This is a genomic window from Actinokineospora cianjurensis (assembly GCF_003663795.1).
GTDB classification, from domain to species: Bacteria; Actinomycetota; Actinomycetes; order Mycobacteriales; family Pseudonocardiaceae; genus Actinokineospora; species Actinokineospora terrae.
Genome location: NZ_RCDD01000006.1, coordinates 230297 through 252670, shown reverse-complemented (window position 1 = coordinate 252670; position 22374 = coordinate 230297). Strand labels below are relative to the sequence as shown.

The 22374-nt window shown below is 70.9% G+C and carries 18 protein-coding genes; 4 read left to right on the top strand and 14 right to left on the bottom strand.

Annotated features, from left to right (window positions below; genetic code table 11):
• Window positions 1-83: 83 nt before the first annotated feature.
• The 4 genes from CLV68_RS28385 to CLV68_RS28370 form a co-directional block, all read right to left on the bottom strand.
• The gene (locus tag CLV68_RS28385) at window positions 84-1439 is read right to left on the bottom strand and encodes a M16 family metallopeptidase (protein ID WP_121393957.1); all 1356 of its coding nucleotides are present in this window, start codon (window positions 1437-1439) and stop codon (window positions 84-86) included.
• Window positions 1440-2555: 1116 nt separating this feature from the next.
• The gene (locus CLV68_RS28380; RefSeq protein WP_121393956.1) at window positions 2556-3842 is read right to left on the bottom strand and encodes a M16 family metallopeptidase; all 1287 of its coding nucleotides are present in this window, start codon (window positions 3840-3842) and stop codon (window positions 2556-2558) included.
• A gap of 77 nt (window positions 3843-3919) precedes the next feature.
• Entirely contained in the window at window positions 3920-5452 is a 1533-nt protein-coding gene (locus tag CLV68_RS28375; RefSeq protein ID WP_147460195.1) for a hypothetical protein, read from the bottom strand.
• A 75-nt stretch (window positions 5453-5527) separates the two neighbouring features.
• On the bottom strand, window positions 5528-7027 hold the full coding sequence (locus CLV68_RS28370; RefSeq protein WP_170224637.1) for a DUF2207 family protein: 1500 nt from the start codon (window positions 7025-7027) through the stop codon (window positions 5528-5530).
• 579 nt (window positions 7028-7606) lie between these two features.
• Here CLV68_RS28370 and CLV68_RS28365 point away from each other — a divergent pair.
• Window positions 7607-8596, top strand: coding sequence for a neutral zinc metallopeptidase (locus CLV68_RS28365; RefSeq protein ID WP_147460194.1), 990 nt, complete (start codon window positions 7607-7609; stop codon window positions 8594-8596).
• On the opposite strand, the gene CLV68_RS28360 is transcribed toward CLV68_RS28365, so the two are convergent.
• The 5 genes from CLV68_RS28360 to CLV68_RS28340 form a co-directional block, all read right to left on the bottom strand.
• Complete coding sequence (locus tag CLV68_RS28360; protein ID WP_121393952.1) at window positions 8593-9003, bottom strand: hypothetical protein; 411 nt, start codon at window positions 9001-9003, stop codon at window positions 8593-8595. The two genes, CLV68_RS28365 and CLV68_RS28360, sit on opposite strands and share 4 nt — an antisense overlap.
• 32 nt (window positions 9004-9035) lie before the next feature.
• Entirely contained in the window at window positions 9036-10100 is a 1065-nt protein-coding gene (locus tag CLV68_RS28355) for a potassium channel family protein (RefSeq protein ID WP_425426361.1), read from the bottom strand.
• A 75-nt stretch (window positions 10101-10175) separates the two neighbouring features.
• Window positions 10176-11528 (bottom strand): ribosomal protein L7/L12, encoded by a 1353-nt coding sequence (locus tag CLV68_RS28350; RefSeq protein ID WP_170224636.1) that lies wholly within the window; start codon window positions 11526-11528, stop codon window positions 10176-10178.
• A 31-nt stretch (window positions 11529-11559) separates the two neighbouring features.
• Window positions 11560-14808 (bottom strand): ATP-dependent helicase, encoded by a 3249-nt coding sequence (locus CLV68_RS28345; RefSeq protein WP_281274707.1) that lies wholly within the window; start codon window positions 14806-14808, stop codon window positions 11560-11562.
• Between the two features lie 94 nt (window positions 14809-14902).
• Complete coding sequence (locus tag CLV68_RS28340; RefSeq protein ID WP_121393950.1) at window positions 14903-18067, bottom strand: ATP-dependent helicase; 3165 nt, start codon at window positions 18065-18067, stop codon at window positions 14903-14905.
• 76 nt (window positions 18068-18143) lie between these two features.
• On the opposite strand from CLV68_RS28340, the gene CLV68_RS28335 reads away from it, so the two are divergent.
• Window positions 18144-18872 (top strand): alpha/beta fold hydrolase, encoded by a 729-nt coding sequence (locus tag CLV68_RS28335; RefSeq protein WP_170224635.1) that lies wholly within the window; start codon window positions 18144-18146, stop codon window positions 18870-18872.
• Window positions 18873-18874: 2 nt separating this feature from the next.
• A complete protein-coding gene (locus tag CLV68_RS28330; RefSeq protein ID WP_211346797.1) occupies window positions 18875-19192 on the top strand; it encodes an MGMT family protein in 318 nt (105 codons plus the stop codon).
• Here the strand turns inward: CLV68_RS28330 and CLV68_RS28325 are convergent.
• From CLV68_RS28325 to CLV68_RS34830, 5 genes are all read right to left on the bottom strand, one after another.
• Window positions 19189-19380 (bottom strand): hypothetical protein, encoded by a 192-nt coding sequence (locus CLV68_RS28325; protein WP_147460193.1) that lies wholly within the window; start codon window positions 19378-19380, stop codon window positions 19189-19191. The two genes, CLV68_RS28330 and CLV68_RS28325, sit on opposite strands and share 4 nt — an antisense overlap.
• Window positions 19381-19567: 187 nt before the next feature.
• Entirely contained in the window at window positions 19568-19657 is a 90-nt protein-coding gene (mprA, locus tag CLV68_RS28320; RefSeq protein WP_092785325.1) for an MprA protease, GlyGly-CTERM protein-sorting domain-containing form, read from the bottom strand.
• An 84-nt stretch (window positions 19658-19741) separates the two neighbouring features.
• Window positions 19742-20101: a tetratricopeptide repeat protein gene (locus tag CLV68_RS28315; protein ID WP_092785327.1), complete on the bottom strand. Its 360-nt coding sequence runs from the start codon at window positions 20099-20101 to the stop codon at window positions 19742-19744.
• Entirely contained in the window at window positions 20098-21087 is a 990-nt protein-coding gene (locus tag CLV68_RS28310; protein ID WP_121394055.1) for a pirin family protein, read from the bottom strand. The genes CLV68_RS28315 and CLV68_RS28310 overlap by 4 nt, the downstream gene beginning before the upstream one ends.
• 71 nt (window positions 21088-21158) lie before the next feature.
• Entirely contained in the window at window positions 21159-21575 is a 417-nt protein-coding gene (locus tag CLV68_RS34830) for a hypothetical protein (protein ID WP_211346793.1), read from the bottom strand.
• Window positions 21576-21792: 217 nt separating this feature from the next.
• Here CLV68_RS34830 and CLV68_RS28300 point away from each other — a divergent pair, with 217 nt between their 5' ends.
• Complete coding sequence (locus tag CLV68_RS28300; protein ID WP_121393946.1) at window positions 21793-22362, top strand: hypothetical protein; 570 nt, start codon at window positions 21793-21795, stop codon at window positions 22360-22362.
• The last annotated feature ends 12 nt before the right edge of the window (window positions 22363-22374 follow it).

The following is a 22374-nucleotide window of genomic DNA, read 5'->3' as shown; positions in this document are numbered from 1 at the left end:
TCAACACACTCCCGGCGGGGCGGGAGGACAGCACGGTGCTAGCTGGCCCCGCGCTGTCCACACCGGACAGCGCGGGGTCGCGGTCACGGGAAGCGGACGCCGCCGATGCGGGCGAGCGGGGCGAGCTTCTCGACGTCGCCGACGATGATGCCGGTGAACCGGGTGGGGGCGAAGAACTCCTGCGCCGCCTCCGCGACCTCGGCCGCGGTGACGGCCTTGAGGCGGTCCGGGTGGCCGATCAGCCACTCGACGCCGAGACCGAGCACGGCCAGCGCCGCGATCTGCGAGGCGAGGCCGCCCTGCGACGAGGTGCTGGTGAGCAGCGACCCGATGGCGTACTGGCGGACGATCTCCACCTCGGCCTCGTCCGGCGCCACCAGCGCGAACCGGCCCAGCTCGTAGCGGATCTCCAGCAGCGCGGCCGCGGTGACGTCGCTCGCGGTGTCGGTGTCGATGAGCAGCGTCGCGCCGTCCGGGGTGAACTCCGGGTACGAGCGCGCGTGGTAGGTGTAGCCCTTGTCCTCGCGGATGTTCTCCACCAGGCGGGAGGAGAAGAAGCCGCCGAAGGTCAGGTTGGCCAGCTGCAGCGCCGGGTAGCGCGGGTCCGTGCGGGTGATCGACTGCGCGGAGAGCCGGATCTGCGACTGGACCGCGCCGGGGCGGTCCACCACGAGCAGGTCGCCCGGGGTGATCGGCGGCAGCGCGGGCAGAACCGACGCGGCGGCGTCCGACTGCCAGCCACCGAGCGCGGCGGCGGCACCGGCGACGGCGCGCTCCGGCTCGACATCGCCGACGAGCACCAGCACCGAACCCCGCGGCAACACGGCGGCCTGGTGCAGTGCGCGCACGTCGGCGGGCTCCACCTCCGCGACGTCGGCGGCCTCGGGCAGCTCGCGGGTGAACGGGTGATCGCCGTAGCGGTGCCGCTGCAACGCCTGGCGGGCGATCACGTTCGGCCTGGACTTGGCCACCGAGATCCGCTCGATCAACCGCGCCTTCTCCCCGGCGACCTCGTCGTCGGCGTAGGTGGCGCCGGTGAGCGCGTCGGCCAGCACGGCGAGCAGCGTGTCGAACCCACTGGCCAGCGCGTTGCCGCCGAGGGAGAGCAGCTCGGGGTCGACCGCGGCGGACAGCTCACCGCCGACCAGGGCCAACTCGGTGTCCACGGCGACCCGGTCGCGCGACTCGGTGCCGGTGAGGATGGCGGCGGCCAACACCTCGGCGGTCGCCGCGTGCGCGGACTCGGCACCGGCGAACGGGACCCGCAGCCGCACCTCGACCATCGGCACGGTCGGCTGGTGCACCGCGATGACCCGCAACCCGTGGTCCAGCACGGTGTCCACGACCGACAGGTTGGTCGCCGCCCGCTGCTCACCCAACGGCGGGAGCGGCCGGGGCCCCACCTCGGTGCGCCCGATCTCCTCTGCGGTGCGGCTCACTGCTGTCCTCCTGGACTGTGCGTGGTTGCTGGGCTGTGCGGCTCTCGGTCTCGGCTGCGCCGTCGAGGGAGTCTTGGGCGGCCACCGGTAGAGCGGGGAACGGGCGTGACCGAGTGGGTCGGTCTGGGGTGCTCGATGCTGGGCTGTGGATTGCTCGGCCCGGTCTGCGGGTGGGCGTCGGTAAGCTGTATATCGGGGGGTGCTTTGGGCGGTTTGATCTTGAGCTGAGGGGTGGCGGCTCTCGATCTCGCCTGCGGCGTCGACGATCAACGCCTCGCCTGCGGCATTGGCCGGGACGCGATTCAAGTGACAAGCTCGATGCGGCGAACTTGTTTTGCGCGGGGCCCCTACGACACCCGGGCAGAACCGCAAAGCAGGGGCCGAAAAGCAGGCCCTGCCGCGAACGACGCTACGTGTGCCGTCCCCCCACACAAAACAAGTCCACCCCATCGAGCCGGCCTGGCACCAGCGGATCCGAGGAGCGCGTGGTTGGCCAACGACTGTGAGGGGGACGTTCGGACAAGCGACTGTGGCGGGGGCGTGGGAGCCAACGACCGTGAGGGCCGGGTGGAGACCAGCGTCTGAGAGGGGCGCGTGGGGACCAACGACCGTGGTGAGGGCCGGGCGGGGACTAACGCCTGCGAGAGGCGCGTGAGGGCCAACACCGGTGAAGGCCGGGTGGGGACCAACGACCGTGAGGGGCGCGTGGGGGCCAACGCCGGTGAGGGCGGGGTGGCGACCAGCGTCTGAGAGGCGCGCGTGGGGACCAACGACCGTGGTGAGGGCCGGGCGGGGACTAACGCCTCCGAGAGGCGCGTGAGGACCAACACCGGTGAAGGCCGGGTGGAGACCGGCGTCTGCGAGGGACGCGCTAGGACCAACGACCGTGACGGGGGCGTGGGGGCCAACGATCGCGAGGGCCGGGCTGGGATCGATGACCGTGGCGGGTGCGTAGGGGCGTTTCCCGGTCGCGGAGGTGTTGCGCTCCGTGGGAGTCGCCCTGGCGGCGGGGGGGCGCGTAAGTGTGATCACGCGGTGCCGCCGGGTGGGGTGGTGGGTGGTGCTGGAGGGTGGGTCACGCACTACCGCCGGGGAGTGCCGGGGTCGGTCGGGGGGTCACTCGGCACCACCACCGGCGGGGGTGACGGTGAGGATGGCGCGGGAGTCTGGGCGGAGGGCTTTTGCGGCCGCTGCGACGGCGTCGGGGGTGACGGCGTTGATGCGGTCGGGGAGTTCGTAGACCAGGGACGGGTTGCCGTAGAGGAGTTCGAACGCGCCCAGGGCCAGGGTGCGGCTGACGATGCGGTCGTGTTCCTTGTGCAGACTCGCTGCCCAGCGGGCGGTGATCTTGGCGAGCTCCTCCTGGTCCGGCGGGGTGCTGGCGAGGCGCTCGAGTTCCTCGTCGATGGCGGCCAGCACGGGGGCCAGGTCCGCGTCCGGGGAGTACATCGCGGTGATGGTGAAGGTGTCCGGGTCGCGGGCCTCGAACGGGCCGAACATGCCGCAGCCCGCGCTGACCTCGGTGACCAGCTGGTCGCCGTAGACCAGGCGCTGCTGCAGGCGGGAGCCGTCGCCGTCGGTGAGGACGCCCGCGAGCACCAGGTACGCCAGGTAGGCGTCGAGCTCGTCGATCGGGTCCGGGATGCGGTAGCCGATGGCGACGGCGGGCAGCGGGGCGAGCGGGTCCGGGTGGTCGGCGCGCACCTCGGCGGCGGGCGGCGGCTCGGCGAAGGAGGGCCGCTGCGGGCGCGGGCGGGCCGGGACGTCGCCGAAGTGGCGCTCGATGAGCTCCTTGGCGCCGTCGAGGGTGAAGTCACCGGCGACGGTCAGCACCGCGTTCGCGGGGGCGTAGTAGGTGTCGAAGAACGCGGCGCAGTCGGCGACCGTGGCCTGCTCCAGGTCCTCGAACCCGCCGTAGCCGTTGTGCGCGTTGGGGAAGGTCTCGAACAGCACCGGCGGGAGCAGGATCCACGGGAAACCGCCGTAGGGGCGGTTGAGCACGTTGAGCCGGATCTCCTCCTTCACCACGTCGATCTGGTTGCGCAGGTTCTCCTCGGTGAGCTTGGGAGCGCGCATCCGGTCCGCCTCCAGGAACAGCGCGCGCTCCAGCGCCGCCGAGGGCAGGACCTCGAAGTAGTCGGTGTAGTCCGGGTGGGTGGACCCGTTGAAGGTGCCACCGGAGGACTGCACGTGCCGGAAGTGCGCCAGCTTCTCCAGGCTCTCGCTGCCCTGGAACATCAGGTGCTCGAACAGGTGGGCGAACCCCGTCCGGCCTTCCGGCTCGGACCGGAAGCCCACGTCGTAATGCACGCTGACGCCGACGACCGGCGCGGTGTCGTCGGGGGCGAGGACGACCCGCAGTCCGTTGGCGAGCGTGTAGCGGTGCGGCTGGGAAACGGTCACGCGGCCGAGCCTACGGGAGGTGCGCCACAGGCGGACACCGTGCGTGTCCGCCTGTGGATGAATCAGGGTCTTGTGGACTAGGCCGACTGCCGACCGGAGCGCTTGCGCCGCTGGGCGATCAGCAGGAACGCGCCACCGCCGAGGGCGGCGAGGCCGAGCAGCACCATGCCGCCGACGGCCACGCCCGTGACGGGCAGGTCACCGGAGCCGCCGTCGGCGTTGGGCGCGGTGCCGCCCTGCGGTGCCGGGGAGGTGGTGGTGGACCCGCCGGTCGGGGTCGTCCCGGTCGAACTGGTCGGCGGCGCCGTCGTCGTGGTGTCCGGGGTGGACGGTTGGGTCGTCGGCGTCGTGGTCTCGTCCCGCTCGCAGTCGACCTTGAAGGTCTCGGTGGTCGTGAGGCCGGAACCGGTCAGGTGGGCGGTGTAGCCGCCGTCCGCGAACACGCCGACGTGGCGGGTCCACTGGTAGACGCCGTCGCCGTCGAAGCGCACGTTCTCCTCGAAGCCGGGCTTGCCGTCGATGGTGAACTTCCGCTCGGCCGGGTAGGGGCCGACCGCGTAGTAGCGGAAGGTCACGACCGACTGCTCGTCGACGCAGCGGGAGGAGATCTGCAGGCCGTCGGTGTCAACCTTGACGTCCTCGCAGAAGTCCACGGAGACACCGGTGACGGTCTCGGTGCCGTCCGAGCCCTTCACGATGACCTTGTAGTCGCCCGCTTCGATCGGGCCGAGGTTGGCGCTACCGTGCCCGACAGCGGGAACCGTGACGGTCTTGGTCGCCTCGTGCGCGGAGACGGTGTAGTCCACCGAGATCCGGTTGGGGTTGTCGATCTCGACCCACAGGTTCGGCAAGCTGTTGATGTTGCCCTTGGCGTCGCACTGCGCGTACGTGCCCAAACCGGGCGCGTTGCCCGAACGGCAGTTGACGCTGAAGGTCTTGATGATGGGCGGGTCGAAGCCCGGCCCGTGCAGCTTGATCTGGTACTTGTCGCGGTCGTCGTAGGCGTTGTCGACGACCGTGTACGCCACACCCGGGGCGATCTCACCGGAGTGGGTGTAGGGCAGGTCGATATCGATCGCGTACTCGCGCACCTCGTCGGTGGACGGGTTGGTGACCTTCGCGGTCACGATGCCCCAGCCGCCGCGGCACTGGACCGAGACCTCCAGGGGGTCCTCGGACGGGGTGTCCTCGGTGCACGGTCGGACCACGACGGGCAGCCCGTCGGACGCCTCGCCCGCGCCGTCGATCTCGACGGTGTACTCACCGGGCGGGACGGGCTTGAAAGTCACCTTGGGCTCGTCGTTGGCCTTGGTGGTCTTCGCCGGGAGGTCCGAGCCCACGAGGCGGACGGTGAACGGCCCGCTGTCGTGGATGGCGACCTCGACCGAGCGCACGCCCTTCTTGCAGATGCTGGCGACGGTGGCCGGGGTCGGGCTGACCACCTCGTCCATCGGGTAGTCCGGGAAGGACAGGTCCGGGTCGTCCTGGGCCAGGGCGGGCACCGCGGTGGCCACCAGGGTCAACCCGGTCGCGATCGCCACAGCGGCGCGCTTCACGAACGTGAGCAAGCGGACCTCCCAGAACACGCGATAAGTGCGCGAAACGTACACCGCGTGACCGTGAATCCGCTAATTACCCCCAATGGTGTGTATGTCCAGGTCAGACGTGTTACCAATTGGCAACTGTCAGTGCTTTTCGGTCGCGCCGAACGCCTGGCCGAGCGCGCCGAGGAACGGAGTCAGCCGGGTGGCGAACTCCCGCTGGTCAGCACCCAGATCCGGGTCCTGGGAGGCGTACCAGTGCACGCCTGCGAGGTCGACCGGGCCGAACCCGGTCAGCCAGCGCTCGGCCGCATCGAGGGCGACGGCGTAGGGCAGCGACCGGGAGAACACCACTTCGCGCTCACTGGGCACCGACTCGGGCCCCACGCTCGCGAGGAACGCCGCGACACCTCGAACCTGCTGTGCCAGGGCAGATCCGCGCTGGGTGCGAACCGGAACGAACCGAGCGCCGATGAGCAGTCCAAGACCGCATAGACCAACCGCCACGGCGAGCAAGGCAGGACCACCGGTCAACGACAGCACTACCGACCCGACCACTCCGACCGCCAACACAGCGGCCCCGACGAGACCCAGGCGACCAAGCCCGCCGGGAGTACGCGTGAACCAGCCGCGGGAGACGGCGTCAGCGTGGATCGCGGTCCGGGCTGCGGTGACGTCAAGCGGGGAGGTCCGCAGGGACGAGAGAGTGACCGACTCCGTGTCCTCTGGCAGCAACGTGCGGTAGACGACGCGCTCGTAGTCGGTAAGGGCGTCATCTGCGGCGTTGCGCCGGACTATCTGCCAGTCGCCACTGGACTCGGTGACCCACAGGTAGTTGCGGACGGCGAGGTCTACGACAGTGGCCGCGAGTTTGCGGTGATCTGCGCGCTCGGCGAGGAGAGCACCAGCCTGTCCCGGTAGGACGCCGTCGGGAGAGGCGAAGGTGACCTTGCCGCCATCGTTGACAACAAGTTCGACCGGCCCTACCTCGGCGGCGAGCATCTTGGCGTCACGTTCGCGTGCACGCCAGAGGAAGACGAATCCACCTAGAAGCAAGAGGCCGACAAGCCCCAATCCAGTGCCACTGAGCGGAGTCACGGCGAACGCGGTCGAGGCTGCCTTCTCGTACCGCGCGTTGGCCGGGACAAGACCGGCGGGCAGCTTGGCGGACAGGTCGACCCGCGACCCACTGTCCAGATCGGACTGGCTGACCCGGAGGACGCCGCTGTCGGTCAGGGCGGACTGGCAGGTGTCCTCGGTCCCGGGGCGCCCGGCGAGGCAGACGAAGTCGCGGCCGGGGCGCGGCGTGAGGAGCGAGACCCGCACCAGGGTCAGCTTGGTGTCCCACCCGCTCACCGGCTGCCAGCGGAACTCCTGCCGGTCGCCGAGGTCGTCGATGGTGCCGTCCACGGTGTAGAGGACTGTCGACGCACCGCCGTCGAGGCGCACGGTGAGCGTGTCTGCGGTGACGTCAACCGTGCCGTTGCCCTCGACCTTGGCGTTACGGACGGTGAACACACGGTCGCCGACGCGCAGCGGTGCCACACGGACCATCCGCTGCTTCGCGCGCACGATGACCTGCTCGCGGACGGTGAGGCTACCGTCGCGTTCGACCTTGAGTTGGATGTTGACGCTGCCAGGCAAGATAGGCTGAACAGCGCCGGGAGGCTTGCTCGGGCCTCCTGTTGGCGGGATCGGATCGATCACCGGCGGCTTCACCGTCCCGGTCGGACCCGGTTTGGGGATCGGGAAATCGATGCTCGGCACCGTGGGCGGTATCGACGGGAACGTCGGCTGTTGCGCCGCCGCAGAGCCCGCAACCACACACACGGTGAACAACGCCATCACCGCCGCGACGGTGATCCCCCATTTCCTCAACACGGCAGCGAACGATAGCCGAGCGCCCTTATGCTCACCGCCGGTCTGGCCGAATTGGTCGACCCAAGCCGACACGGGGGAACGATGAGCCATCCGCCTCTGGGTCCGTGGCGCCCACACGGCCCATACCCGCCACCGATGCCGGTGGCACCGCCGCCGATGGCGTTACCGGGCTACCAGGCGCCACAGGGCTATCCCCTACCGCAGTACCCGACCTTGCAGTACCCAGCGCAGCAATACCCGCCGCACACGCAGCAGTACCCGCCGCAGCAGTACCCCGGTCAGCACTACCCGCAGCCGTCATATCCACAAAGGACTCCGTGGCCGCCGCACGGTTACGCACCGGTGCCTCGGAAGTCCAACACCGGCATGGTGGTCTCGATCTGCGTGGTCGTCCTGTTGCTCGCGGGGGCGTCGTTGGTCGGGTACGTCCAGTTGGCAGGTAAGCGGAGCCGGTCCAACGATGTCGGCTACTCCGCTCCCACTACGACAGCCTCGCCGCGCACTACGACAACGACGGCCACTACGACATCCACGACCAGCCGCACCACGACGTCCGCTAGGACAACCACGATCAGGTCGTCCCAACCCACCACAACCACACAGTCGGGTCCCAAGCCGGTCATCGCACTCGGCGACAACCCGTTGTTCAGCGCCACCAACGGCGTCAACGCGGCAACGTGCGACCTCCCCGCCTGGCGCAGCGACCCGAAGGCCACGCAGGCGTTCTTCACCGCGGCTCTACCGTGCTTCGACCAGGCGTGGGCGCCGGTGATGCAGCGCGCGGGCCTGCCCTACGCCACTCCCAAGCTGGCGTTCCCCGGCGGGAAGACGTGGACCAGCCCCTGCGGGACCGCGGAAGCGGGCTGGGCCGCGTTCTACTGCGCGCAGGACAGCACCATCTACATGCCCTTCGAGGGCCTGCAGACCGAGAAGCTCGGCACCAGGACCGGGTCGTACCTGGCGTTGTTCGCGCACGAGTTCGGCCACCACATCCAGGCGCTCTCCGGTGTCTCGGACGCCTACTGGGACGCGCGCTACGCCGCCGGTGACCAAACCCCGGTCGGTCTTGAGCTGTCACGGCGGTCGGAACTCCAGGCGCAGTGCCTGGGTGGGATGTGGTTCGCCGGTGGTCAGCACGGCGGCGGCTCGATCACCGACACCGTCATCCGCGACATGCTCGCCGACGGCTACGAACGCGGCGACTGGCAGGAAGACCTCCCGCGTGACCACGGCAGCCAACAGCACTACGGCGCGTGGCAGGAGCACGGGTTCACCACCAACCGAACCGCGCCGTGCAACACGTGGCTGGCAGCCGCGGCCGACGTCAGTTAGTCCCGCCGCTTGAGTTGGGTGAAACCCGCTCCTGCGATCCCAGCGAAGACGAGAAGGACTACGGCGAAGGGGCGGGCATCCAGCGTCGCCCCCGTCGTGGCCCTGGCGAGGTGGACGACCCCATCGCCGACGGTTACCTCTACCGTCTCGCCGGACTCGTGCCCGCAAGCGTCGAAGAATGCCTCTTGCTTGCCGCCATCGGTGACGTAGGAGACCCGCTCTTGGCCGCTGCCGTCGCACGGGACCCCAGCGAGCACGGTCGCGCTAACCGTCGTGGCCGTCTCCGGCCCGCTGGACCAGTGCCCCAACGCACCACCGAACGCCAGCCCCAACGCCACGATGACGCTGAACGCCGCGACAGCCGCCAGCTTCACGGCGGACGCCGGTATGGCGAACGGGACTCGCATGCCCGGATCGTCGCAGACCGCGCGAGGAACCGTCAGTCCTCCGCCGGGGTCACCTTGCGGATGTAGAGCAACCGGTCACCGAGCTCGATGGCGTCGGCCTCCGAGGAGTCGACCCGGTAGAGCTTCCCGGCCCGCACCAGCCCCAGCACGATGTCCGGCAGGTGCCGCGGCGACCCGCCCACCTCGCTGTCCTCGACCTCGCGCTCGGCGATGGCCAGGCCCTCGTCCGGGGTGATGAGGTCCTCGACCATGTCCACCACGGTCGGCGTGTGCGTCGCCATGCCCAGCAGCCGCCCCGCGGTCTCGCTGGACACCACCACCTGGTTCGCGCCGGACTGGCGCAGCAGGTGCACGTTCTCGGTCTCGCGGACCGCGGCCACGATCTGCGCGTTGGGCGACATCTCCCTGGCGGTCAGCGTGATCAGCACCGCCGAGTCGTCCCGGCTGGCCGCCACCACCACCGACTTGGCCCTGGGCACGCCTGCGACCCGCAGCACGTCCGATCTCGTGCCGGAGCCGTGCACCGTCACCAGCCCGAGCGACGACGCCGCGTCCAACATGGCCTGGTCGGTGTCCACGACCACGATGCGGCTCGGCTCGACCCCGTCGGAGAGCACCGCGCTCACCGCCGACCTGCCCTTGGTGCCGTACCCGACGACCACCACGTGGTCCCGCACGTTCGACCTCCACCGCTGGATCTTGAAAGCCTGCCGGGAGCGCTCGGTCAGCACCGCGAGCGTGGTGCCGACCAGGACGATGAGGAAGAGCACCCGCAACGGGGTGATGACCAGGATGTTGAGCAGCCTGGCCGAGTCGCTGGCCGGGGTGATGTCACCGTAGCCGGTGGTCGAGAGGGACACGGTGGCGTAGTAGACGGCGTCGAGGAAGGAGATGCCGTCCTCGTTGACGTCGCGGTAGCCGTCGCGGTCGAGGTAGACCAGCAGGACGGCCGCGAACAGCGCCACCACCGCCCAGGCGATCCGGCGCACGATGGCGGTGACCGGGCTGACGCTGCTCTCCGGCATGCGGATGATGCCGACCAGGTCGTGCTCGGCCCGTCCGGCGAGGTCCTCAGCCGAGCGCCGTGGGCGGATCACCGCCACTTCCCCACCGTGCGACTCACGGCCGGAAGGCTACCCACCCGCCCCCGGATCCGCTCGCTCCCACCCTCCTCAGCGGATCTCGCCGGTGCTGCCGGTGGCCAGCACCCTGTCCAGCAGCACCTCCGCCTCCGCCCTGGCCTTGGCGGTGGCGATGATGATCGGCGGCGGGGACTCGGCCAGGTCGCGCGCCTCGGTGAGGGTGCAGCCGAGCACCTCGCGCAGCACCTTGATCAGCTGGATGCGGAACTCGCCGACCTCGGTGACCACCACGTCGAAGGCGATCCGGCGGACGCTGATGGCCTCGGAGAGGTAGATGTAACCGTCGAGTGCGGACGGGTCCCTGGCGACCAGGTCGACCAACCTGCGCACCGACGACAACTGGTCGACCCCGGCGACCGTCTTGTCCGGCCGGTCGGCGATCAGCGCCTGCCGCGACTCGGCGATCTCCTTGTAGAACGCGGGCAGCCGGTACTGCACGATCAGCAGGTCGACCAGCACGATCGGGCTGTAGTCCGGGCCCTCGAAGATCTCCTTGGCCAGCTCGTTGTTGAGGATGAACGAGTTGACGAACCGCTTGAGCTGCCGCGGGTTGGGATCGAGCCCGGCGACGATGTCGTCGGTGACCCCAACGAGCTCCTCCGGCAGCATCGACTTCACGAACCGGGTCGCGGCCGCCTTGGTGATCGGCGGTAGCGCGAACGGCACCTGCACGATCTTGTCGAGGTAGTGCTCACTGATGCCCTGGTCGCCGTAACGGGCGCGGATAGTGCTCTCCAGCGCCTCCCGGTCGACACCGAGGACGAAGACACAGCCGGAGATGTTCAGGAACAGCTTGAGCGCCTCAAGGGTCTTGAGGATGTACTCGGGCAGACACCGGTCCAGGTCGTCTATGAAGAACGCCAGCCGGATGGCACCGCGCTCGGTTGCCTTGTCGAGCAGGTCACGCAGGTGCTTGTGGAGCAAGATCTGCTGCTCACGGGCCTTGAACCGTTCGTCCAAGAACCGCTGCCTGAGCTCATCGAGATCGGCAGCGCCATCAACCAGCGGCCGCACCCACTGGGTCACGTCCGTGAACGCCCCTGCTACGGAGGTGAGCAGTTCCCGGGCCTCGCTGCCGCTCTTCTCGGCTAGACCCAACTGGGCGACCATGGTGTGGAGCAGCCCTATGGCCGGGTTCTCATCGAACTGGTGCTGCCAGGAGTCGAACCAGACGGTGTAGAAGTCGGTCTCGCTCTCCAGCTCCCCTTGCACCAACTTCATCAGGGAGGTCTTACCGGTCCCCCAGGACCCGTAGACGCCTACGACCAACGGCGTGTCACACACCTTCACCGCCGTGGCCAACGCCCTGGCGATCTTGTCCCGATCGAGCGCGTCAACCGAGGCGGGCTCGTCATTGCGGATCCCAGCGGGAGTGATGGACACGCCTGTGTAGATCGCCTGCGGAGTCAGCCCGTTACTCGGCGTGGGGGATGGTGCGGAGCAGCGCCTTGAGGCCGTCGGCGTCCAGGAGGTCGGCGGGGCGGAGCGTGGTGTTGGGGCGGACGTAGTGGAAAGCGGCCCGGACCCGGTCCAAGGGGACATCGGAGAGGCCGGACCAGGCGAGGCGGTAGGCGGCGAGTTGGACGGTGAGGGCCGGGAGGTGGTCGTCGTCGGGGACGCGGCCGGTCTTCCAGTCGACGATGGTCCAGCCGCCGTCCTGGTCGAGGTAGACGGCGTCCATCCGGCCGCGGATGGCGATGCCGTCGACGTCGGTGGCGAACGGGACCTCGACCTCGTGCGGGGTGCGGTTGGCCCAGTCGCTGGCCAGGAACGCGTCGCGCAGCCGGTCGAGCTCGGTGTCGGGGGCGGCGTCGTCATCGGCCGCGCCGGGGAGTTCGTCCAGGTCGAGCAGGGCGCGGGAGCCGAACCGGCGCTCCAGCCAGGCGTGGAAGGCGGTACCCCGCCTGGCGACCGGGTTCGGCGGGAACGGCAGCGGGCGGCGGAGCCTGCGGGCCAGCGCGGTCGGGTCGGCGGCCAGTTCGACGAGCTGGCTCACCGAGAGGCTGTCCGGCAACCGCACCTGCTCCTGGCGCCCCCCGGAGGCCCGCTCGGCCAGCAGGACGTCGGTGTCGCGCACCCAGCCGTCCGGGTCGTCCTCCTCCTCGACCGCGTCCTGCCCCGCGCGCAACGCCGCCAACTCGGCACGCACCAGCTCCGCCCCCGCCACCACATCGGACCGCCGGTCGCGCAACGGGTCGGCGGGCCAGCGCGCGGACCGGACGGCGGCGGTGAGCGGGTTCTCGGTGCCCTCCTCGGGCTCCTCGGCCCACACGTCCACGTACGCCTCGTACCCGCCGAGGTCGGTCAGGAAGTCCGACGGGCCGCGCGGCGTGCCCCCGGTGCGCGCCCACCAGTGCCCCGACACCAGCAGCACCCGCTCCGACCTGGTCAGCGCCACGTAGAACAGCCGCCGCTCCTCCAGCAGGCCGCGCTCGGCGAACTCCTCGTTGTGGATCTTCAGCTGCTGCTCGACCTCCTTGCGGTTGGCCGCGCCCGCCAGGTTCAGCCTCGGCAGGTCGACGGCGTCGCCGCGCAGGTCGGCGGGCAGTTCGGTGACCGTGCGCAGCCAACTGCCGCCGCGCCGACCGCTCGGGAACACCTCGCGCACCACGTGCGGGACGGCGACGACCTCCCACTCCAGGCCCTTCGCGGAGTGGACGGTGACGATCTGCACCCGGTCCTCGGCGACCACGACCTCGCCCGGCTCCAGCCCGTCCTCGGCGGCCTCCGCGGTGGCCAGGTAGTCCAGCAGCGCGGACAGGCTCGCCGCCGGGGCCGCCTGCGCGTAGTCGGCGACGACGTCGGCGAACGCGTCCAGGTGCGCCCGGCCCGCACCACCGCGGCGGGCGGTGGCCTCGATGTCGAGCAGCATGGTGCGCTCCACGTCGGCGACCAGCTCGGGCAGCGGCTGGTCGAGCCTGCGGCGCAGCACGGTCAGCTCGCGGCCGAGGGCGCGGACGCGCCGGTAGCCCGCCTCGGAGTACAGCGCGGGCTCGCCGGGGTCGTCGATCGCGTCGACCAACCCGGCCTGCTCGGCGCCCTCCCCGGGCACGAGGTTGCCCGGCTCGGTGGCGTACGCACCGGCCAGTTCGCTCGCGCGGCGCGACAACGCGGCCAGGTCGGCCGCACCGACGCGCCAGCGCGACCCGGTGAGCAGGCGGGCGGCGGCGGTACCGGCGAGCGGGTCGATCAACACGCGCAGGGTGCTGACCAGGTCGCGCACCTCGGGTTCGTCGAGCAGACCACCGAGACCGACGACCTCGACCGGCAACCCGCGTTCCCGCAGGGCGGTGGCGATGTCGGCCATGTCGGCGCGGCGGCGCACCAGGACGGCGGCTGTCGGCGGCGTGCCGCGCTCATCGACCACGGCGTGCCACCGGTCCGCGACCTGGTCGGCCAGCCACCGCACCTCGGTGTCCACATCGGACAGCAGGGCGATCCGGATGTCGCCTGGCGGCGCTTCCTCGCGGGCGCGCAGCTCGTCGACCTCCAACCCGCTGCGGCGCAACGGGTCGGACACGGCGTTGGCGAGTTCGAGCACCTCCGGCGGGTTGCGGAAGCTGGTGAGCAGGCCGTAGCGGGTCGCGGGTTCCTTGCGGCCGCGGTGCTTCTGCGGGAAGTCGGTGGTGAACCGGGGCAGGTTGGCCGCGCTCGCGCCGCGCCAGCCGTAGATCGCCTGCGCCGGGTCGCCGACCGCGGTGACCGGCATCGGCTCGGCGTCCGGGTACTCCAGCGAGCTGCCGAACAGCGATCGCAGCAGCACCCGCTGGGAGTGCCCGGTGTCCTGGTACTCGTCGAGCAGCACGGCACCGAACCGGACCCGCTCACCGGCGACGGTCTCGGGGTGGCTTGCGGCGAGCTTGGCGGCCAACGACATCTGGTCACCGAAGTCGAGCGCGCCCTCCTTGCGCTTGCGGTCGGCGTATGCCTGCACGAGCGGCAGCAGCGCGACCCGGAACCGTTGCGTGACAAGGATCTTCTGCAGGTCCTGGGACGGCTCGGCGCGCTGCCCCTTGGCGCGGGGGGCGGACTCGATGGCGGCGCAGACGGCTTCGGCGTGCGCACGCAGCGCGTCCGGCTCGACCAGGTGCTCGGCCAGCTCACCCGCGAGGGAGAGCAGGTACTGGGTGACGGTGGCGGGCACGTAGTCGGTGTCGAGGTCCTGGCCCCAAGTGGACACGACGCGGTGCGCGGCCTGCCACGCCGCGGTCTCGGTGAGCAGCCGGGCACCGGGCTCGACGGGCAGGCGCAGGCCGTGCTCGGCGACCAGTCGGCCCGCGTAGGCGTGGTAGGTGAGGATCGTGGGCTCGCCCGCGAACACGGCGGCCTTGCGCTCACCGGTCGGGTCGAGCTTGTCGAGCAGCTTGGCGCCCGCGAGCCTGCGCAACCTGGCCCTGACCCGTTCGGCGAGCTGCCGGGCGGCCTTGCGGGTGAAGGTCAACCCCAGCACCCGCTCCGGCGTGACCAGCCCGTTGGCCACCAACCAGACCACGCGCCCGGCCATGGTCTCGGTCTTGCCCGCCCCCGCCCCGGCGACGACGAGCGCGGGTTCCGGCGGCGCGGAGATGACCTCGGCCTGCTCCCGGGTGGGCGGCTTCAACCCCAACTCGGCCGCCAACTCCACCGGGCTGACCAGCGCCAACCCGGGCAGCGGCAAACTCACCGAGACCTCCACCTCACCCGCGCAATCCTCACCTCAACGCCGCAATGTACTCCGCACCCCCGACAACCCGCCCGCGTGGACGCGCGGGTCAGACCTACTCGGTGACCTGGCGGCCGCTGGGGTGCAGGGGGCAGGCGGTGCGGACGGGGCAGCGGGGGCAGTCCGGGTTCTCGTAGGCGGTGTACTCCGGGCCCACGGTCGACGCCGCTGCTTCGCGGACGATGGTGAGCCAGTGGGTGGCGGAGTCGCCGTGGACCGGGGACTGGGTGCGTTCGGTGGCGCTGGTCTTCTTGTTGGGTTTGGCGACGTAGAGCAGGCGGGCGCCGCCGGGGTCGGTGCCGAGGTCGGCGAAGGCGCCGTAGGCGACGGCCAGTTGGTACACGGCGAGTTGGGGGTGTTCCTCGGCGTCGTTGGCGCTGACCGGGGACTTGCCGGTCTTGATGTCGACGATGACGGGGCGCCCCTCGGCGTCGACCTCCAGGCGGTCCACCCGGCCTGCGACGGTGATCTTGTCCGGGAGTTCGACGGTGACCTCGCGTTCGACGGCCACCTGCGTCAACTCCGAGCGGGTGGACGCCATCCAGCCGAGGAAGGTGTCCAGCATCGCGCGGATCCGCTGCCGCTCCCGCCGGGAGAACCACGGCGCACCGGCGTCGACCGAGTTCCACGCCTTGTCCAACTCGACCACCAACTCCGCGCGCGGCACCCCGGACGCCGCCGCCTGGGCCAGCGCGTGCACCAGCGTCCCGGTGACCGCCGCCAACTCGGCCGGGTCCTGCCCCCCGTGCCGCTCGACCATCCACCGCAGCGGGCACTTCGCCAGGATCTCCACTGTGGACGGTGACACCCGCACCGGCTCGTCAGCGGCGCGCAGCGGGGCGACGGTCGTCAACTCCGGCAGCCCGTACCAACTGTCCGGGTTGGCCCCCGGCACGCCCGCCTCGGCCAGCCTGGCCAACTGCCGCGCCGCCTGACCCCGCCGAGCCGCGTCGACACCCGCGTCGCACACGACCTGCCGCAGCTCACCGACAAGGTCGGCCAACACCAGCGCCCGTTCCTGCTCGGCCATCGGCACCGGCATGTCGGTCTCCGCCGTGTCGGCACCGGCCAACTCCGCCAGGAACCGCGACGGCTGCTCGTCGTCCCCGCGCACCGCGCTGACCAGAAGCTTCGACCGGGCCCGGGACGCCGCGACCAGCAACAGCCGCCGCTCCTCAGCCAACAACGGCGCCGTCGCCGAAACCTGCTCCCCCACACCGGAAAGCATGTCGACCAACCGCTCCACACCGAGCAGCGACCCACGCAGCCGCAGGTCCGGCCAGGCACCTTCCTGCACGCCGGGCACCGCCACGACCGCCCACTCGCGACCAGCGGCGGCGTGCGCGGTCAGCACGGCGACAGCATCCCCTTGCGGCGCGGTGGGTGCGAGCGTGTCGCCCGCGATCCGTTGCGACACGATGTGACTCACGAATCCCGTGACGTCCGACCCGGGCAGCCGCTCCGCGTACCGCTGCGCTGTGTGGAACAACGCCACGATCGCGTCCAGGTCCCGGTCCGCCTGCGCCCCGACCGGCCCACCGCGCGAGGCGACGGTCACCCACCGCGCCTCCAGGCCGCTGGTCTGCCACACGTCCCAGAGGATCTGCTCCAGCCCGACGCCCTCGTCGATCCCCTTGCGCGCCAGGGAGATCAGCCCGGCGACCCGGCGGACCGGACCCGCCTCGGTGTCGGCGAGCGCGCTGAGCTTGTCGTCGTCGTTGATGACCTCGACCAGCAGCTCGTCGCTCGACTTGTCGCCACCGGAGGTCAGCTCCAACCGCCGCAGACCACGCCGCAACCGCCTTAGCGCCAACGGATCCGCGCCACCGAGCTGCGACGACAGCAACATCTCCGCCAACGCCGGATCGAGCATCGCGGGCACGGCGGCGCACCGCAGCAGGGCCAACAACGGCCGCACAGCGGGCTGTTGCGACAGCGGCAGCTCGTCGCCCGGTGCCGCGACCGGAACCCCCGCTGCCGCGAGCGCTCGGTGCAAGACCGGCACCGAGCGGGTCGCCGAGCGCACCAGCACGGCCATGTCGGCCCACGGCACGCCGTCGAGCAAGTGCGCGCGCCGCAACTGGTTCGCCACCCAGCTCGCCTCGGCCGCGGCGGACGGGTGCAGCCGCACCATCACCGTCCCGCCCTCGGCCTGGCTCTTGTCGACCCGCCGCACCCCGCCCGGCAACCGCGCCGCCAGGTGCGACACCGCCCGACGCACAGCGGGTGCCATCCGATGACCGGACCCGAGAACCACCGTGCCGCCACCGGGGTCGGCATCGCGCAGCAACGCGGGATCGGCGCCGCGGAAGGAGAAGATCGCCTGGTCCGGGTCGCCCGCGACGACGAACTCCTTCGCCGCGCCGCCCAGTGTCCGCAACAGCGCGTACTGCAACGGGTCGAGGTGCTGGGCGTCGTCGACGAGCAGGTACCTGACCCGGTCGCGTTCGGCGTTGAGCAGCTCGGTGTCGGTGTCGAAGGCCAGCAGGGCGCCTGCGACCAGCTCGGCGGCGTCCAGCGCGGGCGCGGCGGTGTGCGCGATGCCGCTGTCCGCCGACCCGATCAGCAGCGTGACCTGTTCGTACTGGTGCCCGAACCGGCCTGCCGCGATCCACTCCTCGCGCCCTTCCCGCCTGCCGAGGTCCACCAGGTCCTCGGGGCCGAGGCCGCGTTCGGCGGCGCGCAGGATCAGGTCCCGCAGCTCCTCGGCGAACCCGGGCACGGCGAGCGCGGGACGCAGCCGTTCCGGCCAGTGCCGGGCGCCCGTGTCGATGTCGCCAGCCAGCAGCTCCCGGATCACCGCGTCCTGCTCGGGACCGGACAGCAGCCGCGGACCGGGGCCGTCGTGCAGCATCGCCTGGATGCGCAGGACGGCGAAGGCGTAGGAGTGCACGGTGCGCACCAGCGGTTCCCGCACGGTCCGGGGCGCGCCCTGGTCGGTGAGCAGCTCGGTGATGCGTCCGCGCAGGTCAGCCGCGGCACGGCGGCTCGCGGTGAGCACCAGCAGCTGCTCGGGGTCGACCCCGCCGCGCAGGATCCGGTCGGCGGCCAACTCCGCGAGCAGGGTCGTCTTGCCCGAGCCGGGACCACCCAGGACGCGGACGAAGCCGTCGGCACCGGAGAGCACCCTGCGGGCGTCCTCGCCCCAGCGCACCGGGCGCCTGCGCGGCTGCGGCCCGCGGACCAGCCGCGGAGCGAGCGGCGACTTCCCGGCGACCATCCGCCGATTGGACCACGGCCGCCACCGGGACCCGGACGCGGCACGCCCAACGCGGGCGGATGGGATGATGCGCGGTATGGCCGACGCCCTGACCGTGCACGTCTTCGGACCGCCGGACGCGCAGCCGTTGCTCGCACTGCACGGGGTCACCGGGCACGGCGGCCGGTACCGCGCGCTGGCCGAGCGGCACCTGCCCGGCTACCGGGTGATCGCCCCTGACCTGCGCGGGCACGGCCACTCCCCCGCGCTGCCGCCGTGGACGCTTGAGCAGCACGTCGAGGACGTCCTCGCGGTGATCGACGCGTTCGGCCTGGACGCGCCGCCGGTCGTGGCGCACTCGTTCGGCGGTCTGATCGCGTTGCACCTGCCGCGCCACCGCGTGGGCAAGGTGGTCCTGCTCGACCCCGCGGTGAGCGTCCGGCCGGAAGACGCGTTGGCGTACGCGGAAAGCGCGGCGACGACGGTGAGCGACCCCATCGCTGCACAGAGTGGCGATTGGCCCGCGGCGTCGGACGAGGTGGTGGCCGAGGAGGTCGCGGCGCACTGGCAGCGCGTCGGCGACGGCTGGCGACCCCGGTACTGCCCGCCCGCGGTGGTCACGGCGTGGAGCGAGATGTGCCGACCGGTGCCCGCGCCGACCGACGACACGCTGGTCGTGCGGGCGCTGCGCGCGCCCTACGTCGGCCAGGAGTTCCTCGACTCGGCCGGTCCGGCGACAGTTGTTGACCTTGACTGCGGCCACGTGGTCTATGTGGACGCGCCGGAACGCGTGGGCGCTCTGGTGACCGACTTCCTCAGGGGATGACCGTGGACGAGGAACTGCACGAGCGGGTGCGCGAGGCGATCAAGTCGATCCCCGAGGGGAGCGTGGCCACCTACGGCGACATCGCGGACCTGACCAAGGCGCCGTCACCGCGGCTGGTGGGCAAGGTCCTGGCCGAGGACGGCCACGACCTGCCGTGGCACCGGGTGCTGCGCGCCAACGGCACGCCCGCGCCGCACCTGGCCGAGGAACAGCTGGCGCGGCTGCGCGCGGAGGGGGTGCTCGCCGACGGCGACAAGGTCGACCTGCGCCGCCACCGGTGGGCGGACGTGGTCCCCGAGGAAGAACCTGGCTTGTTCTAGCGGCGCTTGCCGTCGGCCGGGTCGAGGCCGAGCATGTCGAGCAGGCGCAGGCAGTCGGAGGCGTCGGCGGAGTGGTCGGCGACCGTGCGCGCCGCCTTGCTGCACTGCTCCGCGTTGTGCATCGACTCGACCTCCCTGGCCGCGGCGATCCTGGTCGGGGACGTCGGTGTCCCGTTCGCGAGCGTCATGGCGAGAACCTTCCTAGAGACGGCCGCCACCACGAAGGGCGTCGAGGTGCCCACAGGGTTTTCGCGCGGCGTGCCGGCCGGAGTGGCCATCACTCTTTCAGCCCAATGCGGGCCGCCGCAAGAGGCCCAAGGGACCTGGTGTGTTACGCCGGTGTGAATGTCACGGAATGCGATTGGCCGGACACAATCACTGCTTGATGCGGCGCTTGGTGAAGGCGATGAGACCGCTGACGAGCAGCAACGCCCCCACGACAACCGCGATGAGACCAACGTCCATGCATTCCAGGACGCTTCGACACGCACTCGGTTGCCTGATTGGGTGGAAGGTTTTCCACCCAATCAGCGGGCATTTCGGCACACGCTAGGTGAGGCGTGACTCACATTCCGCGAGCGCGGAACCGGCCTCGGCCGACCCGGTCATCGCCGCCGCCAGCCGCAGGTGCGGCACGGCCTCGGCGTGCTTGCTCTGCCTGGCCAGCGCGCGGCCGAGCAGGGTCAGCGCGAACGCGTCGGACGGGTCGAGCTCGACCAGCGAGCGGGCGGTCGCCTCGGCCTTGCCCAGCGCGGCGGACTGGAAGTGCGCGAGCGCCAACTCGGTCAGCACCGCGCGCGAGGTCGGGTCCAGCTCAGCGGCTTGCGCCAGGTAGCGGGCCGCGGTGGCCGGGTCGCCGCCCTCGCGGTAGCGGCGCCCGAGTTCGTAGAGCGTGGCGAGGTCGGTCACGCGTCCTCCTCGGTGATGTCGGCGGAACTGCGGTGGGCGACGGGGATCTGGCCCAGCCGCCCGGCCTGGTAGTCGTCGAACGCCTGCAGGATCTCCCGGCGGGTGTTCATCACGAACGGACCGTATCGGGCGACCGGTTCGTTGATCGGCAGGCCACCGAGCACGAGCACCTCCCAGGTCGGGGAGTTGCCAGGCTGGGTGTCCGCCGCGCGCAACATGAGCGCCTGGCCGGACTCGCCGAACACGGCTAGCTCACCTTCCTGCAACGGCCTGCCTTCCCTGCCAACAGTGCCGCGGCCGGACAGCACATAAGCGAGTGCGTTGAAGTCCTCCGGCCAAGGCAAGGTCAACCGTGCTCCGGCAGCCACAGTCGCGTGCAGGTAAGTGATCGGCGTGTATGTCGACCCCGGCCCCTGATATCCAGCGAGGTCGCCTGCAATAACGCGCACAAGAGCGCCACCGTCTTCGCTGGCGAGCAACTTCGCGTCACCCGCAGCAATGTCCTGATAACGCGGCGGCACCATTTTCAGCGCCTTCGGGAGGTTCACCCACAACTGCACGCCGTGGAACAGCCCGCCCTTCGCGACCAGTTCCGGCGGCGGCACCTCGTTGTGCAGGATCCCGCTACCGGCGGTCATCCACTGGGTGGAACCGTCGGTGATGAGCCCACCGCCGCCGATCGAGTCGGTGTGCGCCATCGCGCCGTCGATCATGTAGGTGACCGTCTCGAACCCGCGGTGCGGGTGCCACGGCGCGCCCTTGGCCTCGCCGGGGCCGTACTCGACGGCTCCCATGTGGTCGAGCAGCAGGAACGGGTCGGCCATGGCCAGGTCGACGCCCGGGAACGGCCTGCGGACCCGGAAACCCTCGCCCTCCAGGAAGGACTCGGCCCGCACCGTCGTGCGCACCCCGCGCCAGACCGTGTCCGACTCGGGCAGGACGGGCAGGCGGGGCAGGGTCAACGTGTCGGCGGTGACAGCAGGCATGACTGCCTCCTCTCGGGCCACCCTGGCGGCGACCACACCCCCGTCAACCTAGTTGCGCGCTCAATTATTCCTCAGGTCTGCGCCCACATCGAGTAGATGAGGTTGTCCTCGTCGGCGCACACGACCTGCGGGAGAGCGGGCTCGGCGACCTGGTTGCAGCGCATGGGCCCGATCTCGAAGTCGGACTGGCCGGTCTTGGGCTCGGGGCGGGCGGCGTAGTAGTCGAACAGGATGGCGGCGGCCTGCTCGCAGTTGAGCCTGCCGCGCGGCGTCTCGACCACGGCGGCGAGCATGTTCTTGCCGAGCGCGCCCTTGAAGGGGCGGTCGCAGTAGGTGGTGGGGGCGCTCTCGTCGACCACGGGGACGTCCGACTTGGGCTTGGCGGTCGTCGTGGTGGTGGGGCGCTTGGTGGTCGACTTCGCGGTCGTCGGCTTCGCGGTCGTGGTCGTGGTCGGTTTGGGGGTTGTGGTGGTGCTTGTCGTGTCCACTCCCGACGCCGTTCCTGTGACGGGTCCGGAACAGCCCGTGATCAGGGCGGCGAGCAACAACAAACCGGCGATTGACCTCATATCCGCAGGTTCGACGCACCGACCCCGCGCGTTACGCGTACCGGCCTCATGTCCACACGGACCCCGAAGATCCACGATCGGTGGAATCCCCCGCGCGCGCCCGGCGGCGGCGGCGGGCAGCACCTACCGTTTCCGCGTGCTCGCCCGATCCACCGCCGCTCTCCTGACCGCCCTGACCCTCACCGGCTGCGCAGCCACCTCGACCGCAAGCCCCCAGCCCCAGCTGGCCCCCGTGCGCAACGAGGCATCCACCTCGTTCCCGACCCCACCCCCCACCCGCCAACCGAACACCATGGTCGGCTCCCCCAAACTCGCCCCCGCCATCCTCGACTGCCCCAGCTACGTCCCCCTGATCTCCAAGGCGACCGGCGTGAAGGCAGAACCCCTGCTCGGCACCCCCGACCTGTGCCGCTACCGCCTCCCGTACGCCAGGGGCACCACCAACGTCTCCATCCTCTTCCGAGCCGAACCCCCAGGCACCCCCAGCTACGTCCGCACCGAAGACCACTTCGGCAACACCGCCTACCAGGTAATAGGCCCAGACCCCACCGCATGCGGCCTGGCGATCGCCCTGGACCCGTACCTGGCCCCCCACGAACACGGCTCACACCTGACCGTGCTCGGCAGCTTCGAAACCGCCCCCTGCGCCACGGTCCGCAAGATCATCGACCCCCTGTTCGCCCGCCTCACCGACGCCCCCGAATAGCCGAGCAGTCGC

Coding starts and splice junctions, on each gene's coding strand:
- CLV68_RS28360 (WP_121393952.1), bottom strand. CDS start 9,003: ATGCGAGTCCCGTTCGCCATACCGGCGTCCGCCGTGAAGCTGGCGGCT.
- CLV68_RS28340 (WP_121393950.1), bottom strand. CDS start 18,067: ATGGTCGCCGGGAAGTCGCCGCTCGCTCCGCGGCTGGTCCGCGGGCCG.
- CLV68_RS28335 (WP_170224635.1), top strand. CDS start 18,144: ATGGCCGACGCCCTGACCGTGCACGTCTTCGGACCGCCGGACGCGCAG.
- CLV68_RS28325 (WP_147460193.1), bottom strand. CDS start 19,380: ATGACGCTCGCGAACGGGACACCGACGTCCCCGACCAGGATCGCCGCG.
- mprA (WP_092785325.1), bottom strand. CDS start 19,657: ATGGACGTTGGTCTCATCGCGGTTGTCGTGGGGGCGTTGCTGCTCGTC.
- CLV68_RS28310 (WP_121394055.1), bottom strand. CDS start 21,087: ATGCCTGCTGTCACCGCCGACACGTTGACCCTGCCCCGCCTGCCCGTC.